Annotated in this window: 14 protein-coding genes; 7 read left to right on the top strand and 7 right to left on the bottom strand. The window is 73.2% G+C overall.

All coding sequences use genetic code 11. The annotated features are described in order from the left end of the window. Window positions 1-130 precede the first annotated feature (130 nt). On the bottom strand, window positions 131-1,894 hold the full coding sequence (locus P3L51_RS08240) for a sensor histidine kinase (protein WP_354604429.1): 1,764 nt from the start codon (window positions 1,892-1,894) through the stop codon (window positions 131-133). A 359-nt stretch (window positions 1,895-2,253) separates the two neighbouring features. Here P3L51_RS08240 and P3L51_RS08235 point away from each other — a divergent pair, with 359 nt between their 5' ends. After that, window positions 2,254-2,997: an acyltransferase gene (locus P3L51_RS08235; RefSeq protein WP_354604428.1), complete on the top strand. Its 744-nt coding sequence runs from the start codon at window positions 2,254-2,256 to the stop codon at window positions 2,995-2,997. A gap of 22 nt (window positions 2,998-3,019) precedes the next feature. Here P3L51_RS08235 and P3L51_RS08230 read toward each other — a convergent pair whose 3' ends face one another. Continuing rightward, window positions 3,020-3,886 carry an EamA family transporter gene (locus tag P3L51_RS08230; RefSeq protein WP_354604427.1) on the bottom strand — a complete coding sequence of 289 codons (867 nt, stop codon included), beginning with the start codon at window positions 3,884-3,886 and terminating at the stop codon, window positions 3,020-3,022. A gap of 95 nt (window positions 3,887-3,981) precedes the next feature. Between P3L51_RS08230 and P3L51_RS08225 the strand changes: the two genes are divergently transcribed. Next, window positions 3,982-4,554, top strand: coding sequence for a helix-turn-helix domain-containing protein (locus P3L51_RS08225; protein WP_354604426.1), 573 nt, complete (start codon window positions 3,982-3,984; stop codon window positions 4,552-4,554). 28 nt (window positions 4,555-4,582) lie between these two features. Beyond that, window positions 4,583-5,146, top strand: a complete 564-nt coding sequence (locus tag P3L51_RS08220; RefSeq protein WP_354604425.1) for a YbaK/EbsC family protein — start codon at window positions 4,583-4,585, stop codon at window positions 5,144-5,146. 24 nt (window positions 5,147-5,170) lie between these two features. Here the strand turns inward: P3L51_RS08220 and P3L51_RS08215 are convergent, their stop codons facing one another. Next, entirely contained in the window at window positions 5,171-5,590 is a 420-nt protein-coding gene (locus tag P3L51_RS08215) for a CoA-binding protein (protein ID WP_354604424.1), read from the bottom strand. 113 nt (window positions 5,591-5,703) lie between these two features. Here P3L51_RS08215 and P3L51_RS08210 point away from each other — a divergent pair, with 113 nt between their 5' ends. The 3 genes from P3L51_RS08210 (at window position 5,704) to P3L51_RS08200 (ending at window position 10,586) form a co-directional block, all read left to right on the top strand. Next, complete coding sequence (locus P3L51_RS08210; protein WP_354604423.1) at window positions 5,704-6,330, top strand: YigZ family protein; 627 nt, start codon at window positions 5,704-5,706, stop codon at window positions 6,328-6,330. Between the two features lie 69 nt (window positions 6,331-6,399). Then, the gene (locus tag P3L51_RS08205; protein ID WP_354604422.1) at window positions 6,400-7,566 is read left to right on the top strand and encodes an exonuclease SbcCD subunit D; all 1,167 of its coding nucleotides are present in this window, start codon (window positions 6,400-6,402) and stop codon (window positions 7,564-7,566) included. After that, a complete protein-coding gene (locus P3L51_RS08200) occupies window positions 7,563-10,586 on the top strand; it encodes an AAA family ATPase (protein ID WP_354604421.1) in 3,024 nt (1,007 codons plus the stop codon). The genes P3L51_RS08205 and P3L51_RS08200 overlap by 4 nt, the downstream gene beginning before the upstream one ends. A gap of 419 nt (window positions 10,587-11,005) precedes the next feature. Here the strand turns inward: P3L51_RS08200 and P3L51_RS08195 are convergent, their stop codons facing one another. Both P3L51_RS08195 and P3L51_RS08190 read right to left on the bottom strand, forming a co-directional pair. Next, window positions 11,006-12,688 carry a DUF885 domain-containing protein gene (locus tag P3L51_RS08195; protein WP_354604420.1) on the bottom strand — a complete coding sequence of 561 codons (1,683 nt, stop codon included), beginning with the start codon at window positions 12,686-12,688 and terminating at the stop codon, window positions 11,006-11,008. A gap of 41 nt (window positions 12,689-12,729) precedes the next feature. Next, a complete protein-coding gene (locus P3L51_RS08190) occupies window positions 12,730-13,230 on the bottom strand; it encodes an Lrp/AsnC family transcriptional regulator (RefSeq protein WP_354604419.1) in 501 nt (166 codons plus the stop codon). 59 nt (window positions 13,231-13,289) lie between these two features. Here P3L51_RS08190 and P3L51_RS08185 point away from each other — a divergent pair, with 59 nt between their 5' ends. Then, a complete protein-coding gene (locus P3L51_RS08185) occupies window positions 13,290-14,558 on the top strand; it encodes a trans-sulfuration enzyme family protein (protein WP_354604418.1) in 1,269 nt (422 codons plus the stop codon). Here the strand turns inward: P3L51_RS08185 and P3L51_RS08180 are convergent. Both P3L51_RS08180 and P3L51_RS08175 read right to left on the bottom strand, forming a co-directional pair. Continuing rightward, the gene (locus P3L51_RS08180; protein ID WP_354604469.1) at window positions 14,470-15,903 is read right to left on the bottom strand and encodes a GNAT family N-acetyltransferase; all 1,434 of its coding nucleotides are present in this window, start codon (window positions 15,901-15,903) and stop codon (window positions 14,470-14,472) included. The two genes, P3L51_RS08185 and P3L51_RS08180, sit on opposite strands and share 89 nt — an antisense overlap. A 276-nt stretch (window positions 15,904-16,179) precedes the next feature. Further along, window positions 16,180-17,790 (bottom strand): alkaline phosphatase D family protein, encoded by a 1,611-nt coding sequence (locus P3L51_RS08175; protein ID WP_354604417.1) that lies wholly within the window; start codon window positions 17,788-17,790, stop codon window positions 16,180-16,182. Between the last annotated feature and the right edge of the window lie 99 nt (window positions 17,791-17,889).

The raw sequence follows: 17,889 nt of genomic DNA, 5'->3' as shown, positions 1-17,889 counted from the left end.
GACGGGGGTGGGCGCCTGCTGCGCCGGTCTTTCCGGGCCTCGGCTTCGGGCTTCGGCTTCCGGGCCTCGGCTTCCCGGTCTGTGCCGCACGGCCTCCGCGTCCGGCGCCGTACGGGGAACGACAAGCGCCTCAGGGGGTGTCGCCGGGCTTCGGCCGCGGCCCCTCGGCGGTGCCGTCCACGGGAAGCCGGGCGCGGTGGAAGGCGCCGAACTGCGATCCGGCGTCGCGGCCGGGCGGGGTGGCCCGGGGCGCCGCGCCGTTGCGCGGGCGCCCGGCGTCGTCCGGGCCGTCCGTGGGCGCCCTGTCGCGGTCGGCCGCCGCCATGGTGCGGCCCGGCGGCCGTACGGGCAGCCCGCCCGGCGTCGCGACCCGGGGGCCGTTGCCCGGCGCGGCGGGTGAGGGCCGTGGCACCGACGGCACCGACGGCAGCGCGGTCGACGGGGGCACCGGCGGGGGTGCGGCGGTCGGGGCCGTACCGGCCGGCTCGGTGACCGTGTCGGCCGGTACCGGCGCGGCGTGCCGCCCCGACAGCTGGGGCGCGGCGGTCCGCCGCTGGGCGAGGAGCTGCGGCGGGAAGAGCACGACGACGCCCGTGCCACCGCGCGAGGAGGGACGGAAGTTGACGCTCAGGTGGTACTTGGCGGCCAGCCGTCCGACGACCGCCAGGCCGAGCCGGGTGCCCTGGAGGGTCGCCAGGTCGTTCGCGCGTCCCGACACCGACTCCTCGGCGCGCCGCATGGCCGCGTCGGCCATCTTGAGGCCGCTGTCCTCGATGGTCACCACGATGCCCGCGCTGCGTTCCTCGACATAGACGTGGACTTCGTCGATCGGCGGGCTGAAGTTCGCGGCGTTGTCCATCAGTTCGGCCAGCAGGTGCATGACGCCTTCGGCGGCGAATCCGGCGACGGCCGCGGTGCTCGAACAGTGCAGCCGTACGCGCTGATAGGCCGCGATCCGGCCGACGGCGCCGCGCAGGACGCTCTCCATGGCGATCGGCTTGTTCCAGGCGCGGCTCGCCCGGCCGCCCATCAGCAGTGCCAGCCGGTCGGTCATCAGGCCGAGTTGCGAGGTGTTGTGGTCGAGCCTCAGGAGATCGCCGAAGACCTCCTCGCCGTGACGTTCCTGCATCTCACGGAGATCGGCGAGCATGCTCACGGCCTTGGCCTGCACCCGGCTCAGGGCCTTGGCGCTGGCCGCCTGGGCGGCCGAGCCGCGCCGCTCGCTGATGGCGAAGTCCCGTACGACCGCGTCGGTCAGGACCCGGAGCCGGGGATCGGACGGACGCTTCAGATCGGCCAGTACGGTGTCGGCGCCCCGGCCCTCGCGAAGCCCGCCGAGCGCGGTGGGCAGCGTCACCGTCGACAGGAGGTCCAGATCGTCGGCGATCCGGCCGAGCCTGGTCACCGCCGTGTCGTGGTCGGCGACCGCGGCGGCGGCGCGGCGTTCGCCGAGCGCCACCTCCTCGGCGAACGTCCGCAGGACGCACTGGAGTTGGGGGTCGGACGGCGCGGGAGCGGCGGCGAGCGTCTCCTCGGTGCTCGCGCCGTCGCGCAGCCGTTTGGCCACGTTCGGGAGTGTGACGTTCACCAGATGGGCCGACTCCGCGCCGCTCCTGGCCAGTTGGGTGTGGAGCGACTGGATCTCGGCGCCGGCCGCGACCGAGCCGCGGCGGTGACGCCGCAGCGTCAGCGCGGCCCCGACGACGACGGAGGCGAGGATCACCCAGGCGACGGCGAGCGACGTCACCAGCCAACCGCGGGCGGCGGCGGGGGCGGTCGCGGCCGCCGCGCCGGCCGCCGCTCCCGCCACGAGCAGCAGGGCGGGCGGCCCGGCGAGCGACAGGGGGCGCGTTTTCAGTACGCGGTGGGGGCTCGGTGCGACAGGCACTGACATTCCGCGGTCCCTCGGTATTCGAGTGCGGGGGGAAACAGACCGGCCGACCGGCGCGCGTCGACCGTGGTGAGTGGCGCCGGTCACCGACTGGAACGGTGATTCTCCGGGCCGCGTGTGGCATCCCCGTGTGGGGCGTCGCCGTGTGTGGCGTTCACGCTACGCACGCGCCGCGGTTCGGCAGGGCCGCTGCGGACCAGTGCCCACCAATGAGGGAGTGGGCCGTGAACTCGCCCACCCGGAGGCCGGAGTCGTGGTACAGGAGTGTCAGCAGGGGCGCTTCCGGCGGTCCGTGGCGGTGTGGGGTGAACGTCACAGCTCGGGGCGCCGAACCGCCCCGGCCCCGCCGATACCGTGGGCGGGTGCCCAAGAGCAGAGTCACGTTCCGCGCACTGACCGCCTGGCGCCGCCGCCTCGTCTCGCGGGCCGTCCAGGGCGGCTGGAGGTGGGTCCAGGAGGCGGGCGCGGTCAGCGCCGAGCATCCGGGCAGGCTGCGCTTCGGCCGGATCGGCACCGGGACCCGCCTCGCCTTCCCGCAGGGCACCGTCTTCGGCGAGCCGTGGATCGAGCTGGGCGAGCACTGCGTCATCGGTGAACACGTCACGCTGACCGCCGGGATGATGCCCGGCCTCGACCTGGGCGCGGACCCGATCCTGCGGCTCGGCGACGGTGTCGTACTCGGCCGGGGCAGCCATGTCATCGCCGACACCGCGGTGACCATCGGCTCGAACACCTACTGCGGGCCGTACGTCTACATCACGTCGACGAACCACAGTTACGACGATCCGAAGGTCCCCGTCGGCAAGCAGTGGCCCCGCACGGAGCCGGTCACCGTGGGGCCGGGCTGCTGGCTGGGCACCGGCGCGGTGATCCTTCCCGGGGCACGGCTGGGGCGCAACGTGGTGGTCGCGGCGGGAGCCGTCGTACGCGGGGAGGTGCCCGACCACGCGGTGGTGGCGGGGGCGCCGGCGCGGGTCGTACGGAGCTGGGACCCGGAGCGGGGCTGGCAGCCGCCGCTGCGCACGCCCGCGCCCGTACCGATCCCGGAGGGCGTCACCCCGGAGCAACTCCTGGCGCTCGCCGAGCTGGATCCGGACCGGTCGTAGCCCCCGGAGGGCGTACGGGAGGTCAGCCCGCGGCCAGCAGGACCGTACCGATCAGCGCGAGCCCGGCGCCCGCCGCCTGGACGGCGCGCAGCCTCTCCTTCAGGACGCCACGCGCGGCGACCGCCGTGATCACGGGATACAGCGAGGCCAGGACGGCGGCGACGGTGACGGGGCCGTTCTGCGCGGCGATCGAGTAGGTCCCGTTGGCGGCGACGTCCGCGAGTCCGACGAACGCCAGCGCGGGCAGGGCGGCGCGGACCACCGGGATCCCGCCGTTCTCGGGCAGCGCGGGCGCGCCCCGCCTCACCGACACGTACAGCGCGGCTCCGCCGACGCCGACGTTGGTGACGCGCTGCACGAAGAGGGCCAGGAACAGGCCCGTGATCGAGGTCGACGCCTCGGAGATCAGCGCCATGACCGCGCCGAAGCCGAACGCGGCGACCAGCGTGAGCGCGATGGCCTGCCGCCGGACCGGCGCTCCGCGCAGCTCGGGCCCGCCCGCCAGCATGATGCCCACGACCGCCACGGCGATCCCGGCGAACTGGAGCAGTCCGGGCCGCTCACCGACGACGAGGCCGACGCCCACCGGCACGACCACACCGATCGAGGCGAGCGGCGACACGACGCCCATCGGGCCGAGCGCGAGCGCCTTGTAGAAGGAGAGCATGGCGACGGGGCCGACGACTCCGGCGGCGACCGCGTACCAGAGCAGCGGTCCCGCCTCGCTCCAGGCGCCGGTGGCGACGACGACGGCGCCCAGGACCACGACGGCGATCGACTGCGACACCACGACCACGATCAGGGCGGGGACGCGCCGGGTGAGCACCCCACCGCCGAAGTCGGCCAGACCCCAGAGCAGGCAGGTGGCCAGCGCGAACAGTGCGGTCATGGAGCGAACCTCGCCAGTACAGTGTGGTGGACGGTTGGTACACCACACCGTAGTGCAGTCCATTGAACTGTGTCATTGAATATATTGGACGGAATGTGTCGGACCTCGATCAGCTGACCCAGTCGCTCGCCCGCAATCTCAAACGGTGGCGCGGCGAGCGAGCCTTCACACTCGACGCCCTGGCGGCCCGGTCGGGGGTGAGCCGGGGCATGATCATCCAGATCGAGCAGGCGCGCACCAACCCCAGCGTCGGTACGACGGTGAAGCTCGCCGACGCGCTCGGCATCAGCATCACCACGCTCCTCGACTACGAGCAGGGCCCACAGGTCAGGGTCGTACCGGCCGACCAGGCGGTACGCATGTGGTCCACCGACGCGGGCAGCAACACCGTCCTGCTGGTCGGGACCGAGTCACGCGGACCGCTCGAACTGTGGTCCTGGACGCTGATGCCGGGCGAGCGCAGCGAATCCGACGCGCACCCCGAGGGCACCACCGAACTGCTGCACGTCACCGCGGGCGCACTGACCCTCGTCGTGAACGGCGCCTCGCATCCGGTGGCCGAGGGCTCCTCGGCGGTCTTCGAGGCGAACGTGCCGCACGCCTACCGCAACGACGGTGCGGTGACCGTCGAGATGACCATGGCGGTCTCCATCCCGCCCGCGCGCTGAATCCGGCCGTCCTGTTAGCTTGACGCCCATGCGCGCCCCCATCGGAGACTTCGACAACGCCCGGCCCGCCCCCGACTGTCTCGACCTGCTCACGCAGCCGGTCGCCGACGCCGTACGGGCCTGGCGGGGCGGCGTACCGGCCGACCAGCTGCTCTACGTGGACACCGACCCGGAGATCGCGGACACCGCCGCCTTCGTGGAGCACCACGGCGCCGATCTGCTCGACCGGTCGGCCAACTGCGTCGTCGTGGCGGGCAGGCGCGGCGGCGAGTCCACCCTCGCCGCCTGTCTCGTGCTGTCCCGGACCCGCGTGGACGTCAACGGAGTCGTACGCAGGCAACTGGGCGCCCGCAAGGCCTCGTTCGCCCCGATGGACTCCGCGACCGGCGAGACCGGCATGGAGTACGGCGGCATCACACCCATCGGCCTGCCCGCCGGCTGGACGCTCCTCGTGGACGCCGCCGTCGTGGACACCGAGTGGGTGCTGATCGGCAGCGGACGCCGCCGGGGCAAACTGATCGTGCCCGGCAAGGCGTTCGCCGCCCTGCCCGGCGCCGTGGTCATCGAGGGGCTTGGCGTCGCCACCGGCTGAGCGGCGGCGACGCGGCGGGGCCGCTCAGCCGGCGGCGACGCCGAGCCGCGGGATCTCGATCGCCGGGCAGCGGTCCATCACCATGTCGAGACCGGCCGCCCGCGTGCGCTCGTACGCCTGCTCGTCGATCACCCCGAGCTGGAACCAGACCGCCTTCGCGCCGATTGCGGCGGCCTCCTCGGCGACCGGACCCGCCAGCTCGCTGTTGACGAACACATCCACCACATCGACGGGGAACGGGATCTCGGCCAGCGACGCGTACCCCTGCTCGCCGTGGACCGTCTCCGCCTTCGGATGCACCGGCACCACCCGCTTGCCGAAGCGCCGGAGCACGGCCGCCACGCCGTACGCCGCCCGCGACGTGTTGCCCGAGAGGCCGACGACCGCCCAGGTGTCGCCGGTGGAGGTCAGAATCCTGCGTAGCGTCTCATCGTCTGCGTACATGCCCGGACAACGGACGGAACGGCCAGGCAATTCCCCCGCCCTTCCCACGGTGTCCCGCTCTTTGGCGAGGGCCCGCCATACCGAGCGGTACCCACAGAGCCTAGGGTGGCGCGATGCATGAGCAGTACCGCACCGTCGCCCGCCAGGGCGTCCACGAGACCGAGGTCAACCGGTCGCGTTTCCTCTGCGCGCTCGCGCCCGCCGCCACCGAACAGGAGGCGCAGGACTTCGTCGCGGACGTACGCCGGGAACACCCCACGGCCACGCACAACTGCTTCGCCTACGTGATCGGCGCCAACGCCTCCGTACAGAAGGCGAGTGACGACGGAGAGCCGGGCGGCACGGCCGGCGCGCCCATGCTCCAGATGCTGATGCGCCGGGACGTGCGCTACGTCGTCGCCGTCGTCACGCGCTACTACGGAGGCGTCAAGCTCGGCGCGGGAGGGCTGATCCGCGCCTACGGAGGCGCGGTGGGCGAAGCGCTCGACACGCTCGGCACCGTCACGCGCAGGCGCTACCGGCTGGCCACGATCATCGTCGACCACCAGCGGGCCGGAAAACTGGAGAACGAACTGCGGGCCACCGGCCGCTCCGTACGCGACGTGCGGTACGCGGAGATAGTGACCATCGGGATCGGACTGCCGGACGCCGACGTCGACGCCTTCCGCGCCTGGCTCGCCGACACCACGGCCGGAACGGCCGTACTGGCGCTGGGCGGTGAGGCGTACGGCGACGTCTGACGCCCGCCGACCGCGCCGTATCGCGGTAGCCACACCTGATGTCCGACCCCACCGTTACCCTCAAGGATCATGAGATTCCTGCACACGTCGGACTGGCACCTGGGACGGTCCTTCCACCGGGTCGGCCTCCTCGACGCACAGGCGGCCTTCCTCGACCACCTCGTGGCGACCGCGCTGACGCACGAGGTGGACGCGGTCCTCGTGGCGGGCGACGTGTACGACCGGGCGGTGCCCCCGCTCTCCGCCGTCGAGCTGTTCGACCGCGCGCTGCACCGGCTCGCCGAGGCGCGCGTACCGACCGTGATGATCTCCGGGAACCACGACTCGCCCCGTCGACTGGGCGTCGGCGCCGGGCTCATCGACCACGCCGGTATCCACCTGCGCACCGACCCGGCGCGCTGCGCCACCCCCGTCGTCCTCTCCGACGCCCACGGCGACGTCGCCTTCTACGGCCTGCCGTATCTCGAACCGGCCCTGGTCCGCGAGGAGTTCAAAGCGGCGAAGGCCGGCCACGAGGCGGTGCTCGCCGCCGCGCTCGACCGCGTACGGGCCGACCTCGCCGAACGCCCCGCGGGCACCCGCTCCGTCGTCCTCGCGCACGCCTTCGTGGCCGGCGGCGCCGCCAGCGACAGTGAGCGCGACATCACCGTCGGCGGCGTGTCCGCCGTGCCCACCGGCACCTTCGACGGCGTCGACTACGTGGCCCTCGGCCATCTGCACGGCGCGCAAGCCCTCACCGAGCGCGTCCGCTACTCCGGTTCCCCCCTCGCGTACTCCTTCTCCGAGAGCGACCACCGCAAGACGATGTGGCTGGTGGACCTCGGCCCCGCCGGCGAGATCGACGCCGAGCGCATCGACTGCCCGGTGCCGCGCCCACTGGCCCGCCTCCGCGGCGCCCTCGCGGACCTCCTCGACGACCCGGCGCTCACCCGCCACGAACAGGCCTGGATCGAGGCGACACTCACCGACCCCGTGCGTCCCGCCGAACCCATGGCACGCCTCGCCGAACGCTTCCCGCACACCCTCAGCCTCGTCTTCGACCCCGACCGGGGCGACGAGGCCCCGGCCGCGACCTACGCGCAGCGCCTCGAAGGCCGCAGCGACCAGGAGATCGCCGAGGACTTCGTGGCACACGTGCGCGGTGGCGCCGGGCCCGACGACCGGGAACGGACCGTGCTGCGCGGCGCCTTCGACCACGTACGGGTCGACGCCGCCGCACGCGAGGTGACCGGGTGAGACTCCACCGGCTGACCATCACCGCCTTCGGCCCGTTCGCCGACACCCAGGAGATCGACTTCGACGCGCTCAGCGCCGCGGGGATCTTCCTGCTGCACGGCGCGACCGGCGCCGGCAAGACCTCCGTGCTCGACGCCGTCTGCTACGCGCTGTACGACGCCGTGCCCGGAGCGCGCCAGATCAAGGGCGGTGCCACCAAGGACGCCTCCCTGCGCAGCGACCACGCCCCGGCCGGCACCTCCACGGAGGTCCTGCTCGAACTGACCGTCGCCGGGCGGCGGTTGGAGATCACCCGCCGCCCCGCCCGGACCCGCCCCAAGAAGCGCGGCACCGGCGTCACCACGGAGAAGGCGCAGAGCCAACTGCGGGAGTACGACTCCCAAAGCGCCCAGTGGCACGGACTGAGCCGGTCCCACCAGGAGATCGGCGAGGAGATCGGCCAGCTCCTCGGCATGAGCCGGGAGCAGTTCTGCCAGGTGGTCCTCCTGCCGCAGGGCGACTTCGCGCGCTTCCTGCGCGCCGACGCCGAGGCGCGCGGCAAGCTGCTCGGCCGACTCTTCGACACCCGCCGGTTCGCCGCCGTCGAGGACCGGCTCGCCGAGCTGCGCCGGGGCGCCGAACAGCAGGTGCGGGCCGGGGACGAACGGCTGCTCGGCGTCGCGCAGCGCATCGCCCAGGCGGCGGGCGCGGGCATCGAACAGCCGCTGCCCGCACGGCAGCCCGGCGATCCGGGCCTCGCCCCCGCCGTCCTGGCGTGGGCGGCCGTTGCCCGCTCCACGGCGCACGAGCGCCTGGACATCGCCGGGTCGGCCCTCTCGGGCGCCGAGAGCCGGCAGGCCACGGCACGCCGACTGCTCGACACCGAGCGCGAACTGGCCAGGCTCCAGGAGAGGTTCGCCGAAGGACGGCGACGGGCCGAGGCGCTCGAAGCCCGCCGTCCTCAGTACGAGGCGGCGCGCGCCACGCTGGAGCGGGCCCGCAAGGCCGACCGGGTCGCCCCCGCGCTCGCCCTGCGCGAGGACGCCGAGCGCGCGCACCGTACGGCCGCCGCAGACCGCGACCGGGCCCGCACCCGGCTCCCCGCCGAACTCACCGAGAGCGGCGCCGACCAACTCTTCGCGCTGGAGCGGAAGATGATCGAGGAGCTGGGCCGGGTCGACGCCGCCCGGGGCGCCGAGCGCCGCAGCGCCGAGATCAGCCGTGAACGGGCCGACCTGGACCGCCAGGCGCGCGCCGACGATGAACTTCTGGCCGACGCCGCGGGCTGGCTCGCCGACTGGGACTCCGCCCGCCGACAGCACCAGGAACGCGTCGAGACGGCCCAGGAGGCGGCGACCCGCGCCGAACAGCTCGCCGGACAGCTCGAACCGGCACGCGGCCAACTCGAAGCCGCCCACACGCGCGACACGCTCGAAGCGCGGGCCGCGGGGTCGGAAGGTCTCCTGAACAGCGCCCGCGAGCGCGCCAACGACGCCAAGGAGATCTGGCTCGACCTGCGCGAGAGACGGCTGCGCGGCATCGCCGCCGAACTCGCCGACCGGCTCGTCGCGGGCGAACCGTGCGCGGTCTGCGGCTCCGCCGACCACCCCGAGCCCGCGCGCGCCACGGCGGGCCAGGTCGGACAGGCGTCGGAGGACGCCGCGTTCGCCGCCTCCCGGAGAGCGGAGGCGGCCGTCGCGGAGGCCGAGCGCGAGCACGCCTCGGTACGCGAGGAGTACGCGGCGGCCCGGTCGGCGGCCGGTGGATCGACCGTCGCCGAACTGGTCGCGCTCACCGGGCGCCTGGGCCGCGAGTACACGGAGGCACACCGTCTCGCCGCCGGTACGCACGCGGCCCGCGAGGCACTGGCCCACGCGGAACGCGAGCGTGAGGACCGGCTCACCGCACGGCGGTCGGCCGAGAACCGCGTCGCGGCCCGTACCTCACGGCGCGAAGCGCTCGACCACGAACAGACCGGCCTCGAATCGGAACTGGTCCGCGCCCGGGGCGACGCCGACAGCGTCGCCGCGCACGCCGAACTGCTCGCGAACAGGGCACGGCTGCTCGCCGAAGCGGCCGACGCCGTAAGGGACTTCGATACCACGGCCCAACGGCTCAAGGAGAGCGACGACCGGCTCGCCGACGCCGCGTTCCGGGCCGGGTTCGACACCCCGCGCGCGGCGGCGGCCGCACTGCTCTCCGGCGCGGAGCAACGCGGCCTGACCCACCGGATGGACGACTGGCAGGCCGAGGCCGCCACCGTCGCCGACCGGCTCGCCGAGCCCGACGCGCGCGACGCCGCCGAGCGCCCGCCCGCGCGGCTCGACACGGCCCTGATGTCCTACGAGGCCGCCGAGTCGGCCCTGCGCGCCGCGTCAGCCGCGCTGGCGGGCGCCCGCGAGCGCGGCGCGCAGCTGGCCGGGCTCTCCCGGCAGGCCGAGGAGGAGGTGCGGCGTCTCGGCCCCCTCCGTACGGAGTACGAGCGGGTGGCCCGCCTCGCCGCGCTCACCGCCGGCACGTCCAACGACAACGACCGCAAGATGCGCCTGGAGTCGTACGTCCTGGCGGCCCGGCTCGAACAGGTCGCGGCGGCGGCCACCGCACGGCTGCTGCGCATGTCCTCGGGCCGCTACACCCTGGTCCACTCCGACGCGCGGAGCGGCGGAGCGAAGCGGTCCGGGCTCGGACTGCACGTGGTCGACTCCTGGACGGGCGGCGCGCGGGACACCGCGACCCTCTCCGGCGGCGAGACGTTCTTCGTCTCCCTCGCACTCGCGCTGGGCCTCGCCGACGTCGTCACCGACGAGGCGGGCGGCGCGCGTCTGGACACCCTCTTCATCGACGAGGGCTTCGGCAGCCTCGACGACCAGACGCTGGACGAGGTGCTCGACGTGCTGGACTCGCTGCGCGAACGCGACCGCAGCGTCGGCATAGTCAGCCATGTCGCCGACCTCCGCCGCCGGATCCCGACCCAGCTGGAGGTGACGAAGTCCCGCCGGGGCTCGACGGTCAGCCTCCGCACGGGGGGCACCGACGGGTGAACGGGGCGGTCGGCGGCGCCACGCGCGGCAATACATGACAACCCTCGGGCGGCCGACCATCATGGCCGCCCATGCGGGCGGCCCCCGGCCCCGGGAGCGCCCCGCGGACGTACCGCCGGGAGCCGACCGGTCCTCAGGGCTGTCCCGTGGTCCCCGGTGGATCGGCGCGCGGCGTCAGATGCGGTGCGTCGCGAGGCGGAGGGTGGCCCTCGTGCCGGGCGCATCCGGGCGGTCCGACAGCGCGGCGAGGTGCCGTGGCTGTCGTCGGGCGCCTGCCGGGGATGACGGGACAGCCCTCAGGGCGTGACTTCAAGGTCCCGCCCGGCCCCCGACGCCCGGCCCCCGAGCTCCGAGCGTCACGCCCCGAGCGTCGCGAGTACGGGCCGGGCGCCCGGCACCGTCGTGCCGGGCGCCCAGGGTCAGAGCTTGGACAGCTCGTCCACCAGATCGTCCAGCCCCAGCGAGCCCTGCGACAGCGCCGCCATGTGCCACGCCTTCGCGTCGAACGCGTCGCCGTGCCGCTCACGCGCGTTCGCCCGGCCCAGCAGCCACGCCCGCTCGCCCAGCTTGTAGCCGATCGCCTGGCCCGGCATCGACAGGTAGCGGGTCAGCTCGCTCTCCACGAAGTCAGCCGGCCTGCCGCTGTGGTTGCCGAAGAACTCCTGCGCCAGTTCGGGCGTCCAGCGCTCACCGGGGTGGAACGGCGAGTCCGCCGGGATCTCCAGCTCCAGATGCATGCCGATGTCCACGACGACCCGGCAGGCGCGCATCATCTGTGCGTCCAGATAGCCGAGCCTGCGCTCCGCGTCCGGCAGGAAGCCCAGCTCGTCCATCAGCCGCTCCGCGTACAGCGCCCAGCCCTCGGCGTTCGCGCTGACACCGCCCACGGACGCCTGGTACCGGGAGAGCTGGTCGGCGACATGGGTCCACTGCGCGATCTGGAGGTGATGGCCGGGGACGCCCTCGTGGTACCAGGTCGACACCAGGTCGTACACCGGGAAACGGGTCTCGCCCATCGTCGGCAGCCAGGTGGTGCCGGGACGGGAGAAGTCCTCCGAGGGGCCGGTGTAGTACGGCGCCGCCGCGCCGCCCGGCGGGGCGATGCGGGACTCCACCTTCCGTACCCGGTCGGCCAGTTCGAAGTGCGTGCCGTCCAGCGCCTCGATGGCCTCGTCCATCAGGGCCTGGAGCCACTTGCGTACCTCCTCCACGCCTTCGATGTGCTCGCCGTGCTTGTCGAGGTGCGCCAGCGCCTCCCAGGGCGTCGCGCCGGGCAGGATCTTCGCGGCCTCGGTGGTCATCTCGGCGTGCAGCCGGTGGTACTCGGACCAGCCATAGGCGTACGCCTCGTCGAGATCGAGGTCCGTGCCGTTGAAGAAGCGCGACCAGCGGGCGTAGCGCTCGCGGCCCACGGTGTCGGGCGCGTCCTCGACGGCCGGCGCGTACACGTCGCGCATCCAGTCGCGCAGTGCGGCGACGGCGCCGGTGGCGGCGCCCGCCGCCTCGTCCAGCTCCGTACGGAGGGAGTCGGGGCCGGCCGCCGCGAACTCCTCGAACCAGCCGCGGCCGTCACCCGCCCACTCCGTGAGCTGGCCGATGAACGTCGCGGTCGGCCGCGGCCCGCCCGGCAGCTTCCGCTCCAGGCCGAGGGCCAGCGACTCACGGAAGCCGTTCAGCGCGGCCGGTACGGCCCGCAGGCGCTGGGCCACAGCCGCCCAGTCCTCGTCCGTCTCGGTCGGCGTCACGGCGAAGATGTCGCGGACGTTGTGGGCGGGGGAGTGGATGTTGCTGACGGCGCGCAGATGCTCGTCGGCGTCGTGGACGGCGAGTTCGGCCGTCAGCCGCTCGTGGAGCAGCCTGGCGCAGCGCCGCTCCTGGTCACTGTCGGCACCCGGCAGCTTCGTCGCGATGTCGAGCTTGGCGAGGGTCTCGCGGGCGAGGTCGGCGAGTGCCTTCGCTCCGGCCGGTGAGAAGTCGGGCAGGCGACCGGAACTGGCCGCGACGCCCAGGAAGGTACCGGTGATCGGATCGAGTTCGATGAGTGCGTCGACATAGGCGTCGGCGACCTGGCGGGGCAGCGCGCTGCTGGAAGTGTCTGGCATGGCGACATCCTCTCCGAGGGAGGAGCGCGCGTCACCCTCCTTCAGGACCGGGTCGCCGACGGAATGGCTGATGGTGGGGGCATGAGGGGGCCGCAGTCCCACTGCTGGAAGACCAACCGCGTCTCGACACGGGCCACTTCGGGCCGTGAGGTGAACTCGTCCACCACGAGCCGCTGGAGGTCCGCCGTGTCGGCCACCGCGACATGGACCAGATAGTCGTCGGGCCCGGTCAGATGGAACAGCGCGCGGGACTCGGGCAGGCTCCGGATCCGCTCCACGAACGGCTTGATCAGCTCGCGTCGGTGCGGCCGGACCTGCACGGAGAGCAACGCCTGGAGTCCGCGGCCGAGTTTGGCCGGATCGAGGCGTAGCTGGTGTCCCAGAATCACCCCGGACCGCCGCAATCTGGACACCCGGTCCAGACAGGTCGACGCGGCCACGCCGACCTCGGCGGCGATCTCCCGGTAGGTGGTCCGTGCGTCGTTCTGCAACAGGCGCAGTATGTGCAGATCGACCGGGTCAAGTACGACCGACTCGCTCATCCGGCGAACGTAACACGGGGCCCCACCCGCGATTCCCGTCGGATGTTCAGAGTGCGTCCATGGACTCCATCGATGCCGGCGGCATCACCGACCCCGTAGCCGTACCCCTCGCCGGGGCGCTCCCCCGGACCCTTCCCCGCGCGCTCGCGACCGAAGCCGTGCACGCGGGGCGGGAGGACCTCGCACGGCTCGGTGTGCACGCGGCGCCGATCGATCTGTCGACGACCTACCCCTCGTACGACACCCGTGACGAGGCCGCGCGGATCGACGAGTTCGCCGCCACCGGCGCGCGCCCCGAGGGGCCGCCCGTCTACGCGCGCCTCGACAACCCGACGACGGCCCGGTTCGAGACGGCGCTCGCGCGGCTGGAGGGCACCGAGAGCGCGGTGGCCTTCGCCAGCGGCATGGCGGCTCTGACGGCCGTCCTGCTCGTACGGTCGGGCATGGGGCTGCGCCATGTCGTCGCCGTACGTCCTCTGTACGGATGCAGCGACCACCTCCTGACCGCCGGGCTCCTCGGTACGGAGGTCACCTGGACCGATCCGGCGGGCATCGCCGACGCGATCCGGCCCGACACCGGTCTGGTGATGGTCGAGACCCCCGCGAACCCGACCCTCGCGGAGGTCGACATCGCCGCCGTCGCCCACTCCTGCGGCTCGATACCGCTGCTGGTCGACAACACGTTCGCGACGCCCGTCCTGCAACGGCCCGTCGAGCACGGCGCGCGGCTCGTCCTGCACAGCGCGACGAAGTATCTCGGCGGGCACGGCGACGTCCTCGGCGGAGTCGTGGCGTGCGACGAGGAGTTCGCGCGCAAGCTGCGCCAGGTGCGGTTCGCGACCGGCGGTGTCCTGCACCCGATGGCCGGCTATCTGCTCCTGCGGGGGCTGTCCACGCTGCCGGTACGCGTACGGGCGGCGTCGGCCACCGCCGCCGACCTGGCCCGCAGGCTGGCCACCGACCCGCGCATCGCCCGGGTGCACTACCCGAGCATCGGCGGGGCGATGGTCTCCTTCGAGGTGTACGGGGACCCGCACGAGGTGATCGCCGCGGTCCGGCTGATCACCCCGGCGGTGAGCCTCGGCAGCGTGGACTCGCTCATCCAGCACCCGGCCTCCATCAGCCACCGCATCGTGGCCGAGGGAGACCGGCGTTCGGCCGGGGTGAGCGACCGCCTGCTGCGGATGTCGGTCGGGCTGGAGGACGTCGAGGACCTGTGGCGGGATCTGACCGAGGCGCTCAGCGCCCGGCCTGGTCACGCATCGCGATCTCCGGAGTCCCGTACACCGTCCGCCGTTCGTCCGTCCGCTGTTCGTCCGTCCCCTTGAGGCGGGCGGTGACGACCAGCGTGCCACCCTCTATCTGGTAGTCGAGCGGCAGACCGAGCCCGCGCATGGCGGCGACCATGCCCGTGTTGGACGCCTGGGTGACGGCGTACACGCTCGTGCAGCCGGCCTCGACGGCGAGGGCGACGAGCCGGCCGAGCAGCTCGGAGCCGATCCCGCGCCGCTGCCAGGCGTCCTCGACGATCAGCGCGACCTCGGTCTCGTCGCCGTCCCACAGCAGATGGCCGAGCGCCACGAGGCGCCCCGACGCCGTCTGGACCTTGAGTGTTTGCCCGTGGCGCGGGCTCAGCAGATGGTCGAGATAGCGGTCCGCGTCGCCGACGGGGCCGTGGTAGCGCAGGCCCAGGGTGCGCTCCGAGCAGCGCTCGTGCATCGCCGACGCCGCGTCGACGTCGCTCTGGTCGGCGCGGCGCACGGTGATCCTGCCCTCGGGCAGTGTCAGGACGTCCCGGCTGCGCGGGACGCGCGGGCCGAGGCGCGCGTCGAGTTCCACCAGGGCGCGGGCCCTGGCGAACTCGGTGGGCGTGAACGGCAGGTGGTGGCGCTCGACGCTGATCACGCCGCCGTTCGGGTCGCGCATCCGCATGGTGGTGCCCTCCAGGATGTCCTCGACGGGGGCTCGCCCGCCGGTCGGGCCGCCGGTGGGGGAGGCCGCGGGCAGTGAGTGGATCGTGCAGCGGCCCAGCAACTGGCGCAGGGCGAGGGGCAGTTCGGCGGCGTCCAGGGCGGTACGGGTGGCCAGGCCCAGGATCCGGGTCGGCGCGTCCACGAGATCGTGCGTGTCGGCGCGCTCGATCCAGATGTCAGCGCCGCCCGCCAGGGAGATCTCACGGGTGAGCTGCCGCGCGGGCAGCGAGGCGGGCGCCCGCAACAGGAACTCGTCGACGGTGCCGCTGGCCAGGGGGTGGGTCTGGAGGGTGAGGATGTCGACCCGGCGGACGGCGAGGACGGTGCACAGCGCGGCCAGTGAGCCGGGGGCGTCGCGCACGGTGGCGCGCATCCGCCAGAGGGCGGTGGCGCTGTCGGCGTCGGCGTCGATGCCGACGGGGGCGGGGGCGGGGGCGTCCTGGGCGTCGCCCGGCGGGACGTCGGCCCGCGGCGCCTCACGAGGTGGTGCGTGGCCGTGGTGTCTTGACCACCAGGTGTGGAATGCGGCCGTGATGATCAGGGCGATCGCGGAGGCGACGAGCAGGAAGGGTCCGTCCGGCCCGTGCGCCACCATGTTCGCGACAGCGTCGGCGACCGCAACCGCGGTGAACAGGGCGGCCAGTTCGACGAGATCCCGGCGCCAGTGGTGGGGGCGGCGGGCACTCTTCGATGAAGTCACATCGGTCATGACCTCACTGTGACCCAACGGTGTTGCGCGATAACGAACGTACTGTGACTGATGGGTAAAAGATGCTTCTGTTCGCCTATCAACTACTTTTGGCTGATTTATGGCGCGACTTGCTCATTCCTCGGGGAGTCCTGACGCGGGCCCACGGGAGGCGCGACCGACGGCGGTCCGGGACGGGGGCGGTTCACCCGTTCACCACCGGCGAGGCTACCCGCTCCCGGACGCGCGGGCACCTCGCGGTACCCGCGCATCCGTGGAGACGCGCTCCTACTGGCCCACCCGCCCCGGCTTCAGGACCTTGCTGAACAGCACCTTGTTCCCCTCGGCCCGCAGCCGCACCGTCAACTCGCCACTCTCCCCGTCGATGGCGACCTCGCCGAAGTACTGGGACGACTCCATCGGCGAGACGTTCGCCCGGTCCGGCGCCTGGACGAAGACGCGGTTCGGCCCGAAGGTCGAGTCCAAGGCGTTCGCCTGGAAACCGCCCGCCGCCAGCGGACCCGACACGAACTCCCAGAACGGGGCGAAGTCCTTGAACGCCGCCCGCTCCGGCTCGTAGTGCTGCGCCGACGTGTAGTGCACGTCCGCCGTCAGCCACACCGTGCCGGTGATCCGGCGGTGCTTGATGTACCGCAGCAGGTCGGCGATCTGGAGCTCCCGGCCCAGCGGCGCGCCCGGGTCGCCCTGCGCGACGGCCTCGATGTTCGCCGCGCCGTCCGGCACGACCAGACCGATCGGCATGTCGGCCGCGATCACCTTCCACACCGCGCGCGACCGCGACAACTCGCGCTTGAGCCAGTCGAGTTGCTCGGCGCCGAGGATGCCCGTCGTGTCGTCCGCCTGCCGGCCGGGGGAGTTGGCGTTACGGAACGAGCGCATGTCCAGCACGAACACGTCGAGCAGCGGCCCGTACCGCACCACCCGGTGCACCCGCCGGTCCTCGCCGCGCGCCTGGAGCGTCCGCACCGGGAAGTACTCGCCGAACGCCTGGATCGAGCGCGCCGCCAGCACGTCGACGTTCTTCTCCTGATACCGGACGTCGTCCAGGATCTGGCCCGGGTACCAGTTGTTGCGCACCTCGTGGTCGTCCCACTGCACGATCGTCGGCACCTGCCCGTTGAACCGGCGGACGTTGTGGTCGAGCAGGTTGTAGCGGAACTGGCCCCGGTACTCGTTGAGCGTCTCGGCGACCTTCGCCTTCTCCTCCGTGACGATGTTGCGCCAGATCCGCCCGTCGGGGAGCGTCACCGACGGCAGCAGCGGCCCGTCCGCGTAGACAGTGTCGCCACTGCACAGGAAGAAGTCCGGATCCAGCCGGCGCATGTCGTCGTACGCGCGATAGCCGCCGATGTCCGGGTTGATGCCCCAGCCCTGGCCGGCGATGTCGCCCGACCACAGGAACCGCACATCCTGCCGGCGCCGCTCCGGGGCCGTACGGAACGAGCCGTACACCGGCTCGCCCGTACGCCGCGGGTCGTCGGGGTCCGCGAGCGTCACCCGGTAGTGCACCTGCTCACCGGCGGGCAGCCCGTGCAGCGGCGTCGTCCCCGTGAAGTCGGTGCCGGGGCCCAGCAGCGGGCCGTGCCATCGGCGCGTACGGCGGAAGGAACTGGTCGCCGAGGTCTCCACCAGCATCCGCGCGGGCCGGTCGGAGCGGATCCACACCAGGCCGGACGACGAGGTGACGTCGCCCGTCTGGACCCCCCAGTCGGCGCTCGGCCGGCCGGAGAGCGCCAGGGCGGGCGCGGCGCCCGCGACGGTACCGGCGACGGCCGCGGCGGTCGCGGGCAGGGCCAGCGCGGCGGACGCGGCGACGGAGCCGCGCAGCACCGTGCGGCGGTCCGTGGCGTTGGCGGGTTTCCGGGGACTGTTCGTCATCGATGTGCCTCCTGCGGCGGGATCGGTGGGGCCGTGACACGGGGGAACGGTGCGACTGCTGTGCCGTGCCATACGTAGCCCCCGGCGGCGGCCGGTACA

This window comes from Streptomyces panacea, from assembly GCF_040560175.1.
Lineage (GTDB): Bacteria > Actinomycetota > Actinomycetes > Streptomycetales > Streptomycetaceae > Streptomyces > Streptomyces panacea.
This window is presented reverse-complemented; position numbering and strand designations above follow the sequence as displayed.